We start from the raw sequence: 3,153 nt of genomic DNA, 5'->3' as shown, positions 1-3,153 counted from the left end.
CAAAACGAATAGAGTTTTTCCGCCGCGGGCGACAGACTCCCGGCTCGCTGGAGCGGTTGTCCCCGCCGGCGGAAAAACTTCGTTGAACGGCTGGTCAGTAGCTATGGGGATTTAAGGCCTGGCTTGAGGCTGGGAGAACAGAGACGGAGCTTGGCGCCGGTCCAACGGGACGGTGGAGGGCAGGAAGAATGGTAAGGGCCGGGCATGTGGTGCCTGCGAACCAGGGTCTGACGGATGGTAATCGGGGTGGTCTGGGTGAGGGGTGGCAGAGGGGTAGCGGTCCGTCGGCCTGAGCGGTTGAAAGCACACGCGGTGGGTAGTGAGGCGCGCGGGGGCGGATCATGGCGGCCCCCTTCCGCGGCGGTGCAGCAGGCCGGCGAACACGAGTCGTCCCTCACCGCAATAGGGACACTTCCAGCGGAGCTCGGGATCCTCCGGGGCTACGAGCAGTCTGCTCGCGGGTGCGTCTGACCGGGGACATGAATCTTGAGGGATCGCCAGCAGGAGTTGGAGCCGACGCAACAGGGGACGGTGTTTCGGAGCCCACAGACCGTAGTAGCGCACCTTGTGAAAGCCCTGGGGCAGGACGTGTTGGAGGAAGCGGCGGGTGAACTCCTCGGCCTCCAGCGTCATCCTTTTCCACTGCTGGTCGGAGGTCTCCTGGTACTCGAAGGTCACCCGCCCGTCGTCGATGACCAGGATCCGGTTGTTGGTGATGGCGATACGGTGCACGTACCGGCCTAGATAATTCAGCACGTTGTCAGTGCTGCCGCGCACGGGTTGGCAGTTGACGTTCCAGGGCAGGCGCCAGACGGAGGCGGGAATGTTTAGCGTACTGAGCCTCGATCCCAGCAGGTCCTTGAACGTGTCCCGGACCATTCGGGACAGGGCTTTGACCGGAACGAGATAATTCGGCCGGGCTGGCCGCCATTGGTGGCTGGGCTCATGGAATCCGCCGCCGGTGACCAGGCAGTGAAGGTGGGGATGATAGCTCAGGGTCCGTCCCCAGGTGTGCAGAACGCAGAGGATGCCGACCGTCCCTCCAACATAGTGCCGATCGGCGGCGAGCCGGAGGGTGGCTTGGGCGGCGGCCTGCATGAATAGTGAGTACAGTTCGGTCTGCCGAGAGCGCAGGCAGGCGTGTAGCTCCTGGGGGACGGTGAACACGAGGTGAAAGTAACCGACTGGCAGTAGCTCTTGGCGTCGCTGGGCCAGCCAGTCTTGGGTCTGCTCGTGGTGGCACTTCGGGCAACTGCGATTGCGACAGGAATGGTAGACATAGTGAGTGCGTCCGCAGCGATTGCAGCAGAAAACCTGCCCACCCATCGCCTCGGTGCGACAGCGCAGGATGTCCTGCATCGCACGGCGATGGCTGGGGAGCATGGCCTGACCGTACCTGTCGAGGTAGGCCGGCCCGTACCGGGCGAAGACCTCCGCCAGTTCCGGCATGGCTGCTCTGGGCCTACAGCGCAGCCATGAGTCTATTCACGGTGGTGACGAATCCCGCCAGGATCTTGGGGGTCAGATGCGTGTAGATGGCGGTCGTCTTGGGGCTCTTGTGGCCGAGGACCTCCTGAATGACGCGAAGGTCCACGCCGGCTTCCAATAGATGCGTGGCGTAGGAATGCCGCAAGGTATGCACGCTGGCCGGCTTGTTGATCTTGCTGTTTCGGAGGGCCGCCTTGAGCGTGTGATAGACCTTCTGGCCGCGCAGAGGCCGATCCTCTTCGCTCTTGTCCGGAAAGAGCCAGGGGCTGGGACGCTCGTGCCGCCAATAATCCCGCAACAGTTGCAAAGACCGCTGGGGCAAGGGGACGTCACGGTCCTTGCCGCCCTTGCCGTCGCGGACACGGACGACCATTCGGCTGCTGTCAATATCCCCCACTTGCAGCCGGGAGCCCTCGCGCAAACGCAGCCCGCAGGAGTAAATCATGATCAGACACATGCGATCCCTGGGGTCGCGGATCAGGTGCAGCACCCGCTGGACCTCTTGCTGGCTCAACACCACCGGCAGCTTCCTGCGATTCTCGGGACGAATGAGTTCGAACACGGGCAATGGCCGTCGAAGCGTGGTCTCGTAGAAGAACCGGATCCCGGCACGATACATGGTGAGGGTGGGCCGGGTCAGACGGCGCTGCCGGATCAGGTGGATGAAGAAGCCGCGGATCTCATTCTCGGTGAGTCGCTCCGGCGAGCGGCGGTAGTGCTCCGCCAGAAGCCGCACCGCCCGGACATAGGCCGCTTGCGTTCCGCCGGCATATCCGTGAAGCTGCATGTCCTCGATCATTCGGCGTCTCAACTCGGTCATCATGCTCTCCTTTCCTAAACGTGGATATGGACCCCCAACCGAGGGGGCCCTGGAAAGGAGAGCTTATGTCCGGTCTGAATCGACCCCCGACTACGGAGACGCCCCGCTAGAAGAGGCAAACTCCTAGGATTACCGAAGGTTTAGTTCAACGGCTTCGAGCTTCTTGGTGGGCCGCTTTTCCAGATCCTCGATGGCCTCGCAAACGCCTGACTGGCTCCCGCTCGGCGCGATAGAGTGCGGCGGCTGCGCCTGTGGAGTGCGGTGGCTGCGACACCGCTTTGGCTTCGTGCGGAGCACTTTGACCGTGTGCCACTGCTCTGTGAGCAGTGTGTCGGCGGAGGATCTGGAGGATGATTTAGCGGCGGGTGCCCCGTTCTTTGATTTCTTCGAGATCAACGGGTGCGGGGATAGCGAGCACTCACCGTGCGTTCCGTATGGATGTGAGGTTTCGGAGCACAGGTGGTGTTGTAAGCCAAGGAGCTGCGCCTCCTGGTTCTTTGACAATTCGTACGCTTGTGTCTGAGCTGATAGCTGACCGTGATCGCTGACCGCTGAAAGGCGTATTGACAAAACGAACCCATTTTGCCTTTCACGCGGAACGCCGCCAACCCTTGTGTTCGTCGGCAGTTGTATCCGCAATGCTCCTCGACTTTCAGCCTTGCTGAAGCCAAACAAGCCATGCGCAAACAACCTCCTGAAATTGCGCGGTAAACTTACCGCGCAAAACGAATAGAGTTTTTCCGCCGCGGGCGACAGACTCCCGGCTCGCTGGAGCGGTTGTCCCCGCCGGCGGAAAAACTTCGTTGAACGGCTGGTCAGTAGCTATGGGGATTTAAGGCCTGGCT

Annotated in this window: 2 protein-coding genes; both read right to left on the bottom strand. The window is 61.8% G+C overall.

Annotated elements, in window-relative coordinates:
• Nucleotides 1–339: 339 nt before the first annotated feature.
• Nucleotides 340–1,449 carry an IS91 family transposase gene (locus KA354_25250; GenBank protein MBP7937956.1) on the bottom strand — a complete coding sequence of 370 codons (1,110 nt, stop codon included), beginning with the start codon at nt 1,447–1,449 and terminating at the stop codon, nt 340–342.
• A gap of 13 nt (nt 1,450–1,462) precedes the next feature.
• Nucleotides 1,463–2,308, bottom strand: a complete 846-nt coding sequence (locus tag KA354_25245) for a site-specific integrase (GenBank protein ID MBP7937955.1) — start codon at nt 2,306–2,308, stop codon at nt 1,463–1,465.
• Nucleotides 2,309–3,153: the final 845 nt, after the last annotated feature.

Source organism: Phycisphaerae bacterium (assembly GCA_018003015.1).
GTDB lineage: Bacteria > Planctomycetota > Phycisphaerae > UBA1845 > PWPN01 > JAGNEZ01.
Note: the sequence above shows the minus strand (reverse complement) of the source record. Positions and strands in the feature narration are given on the sequence as shown.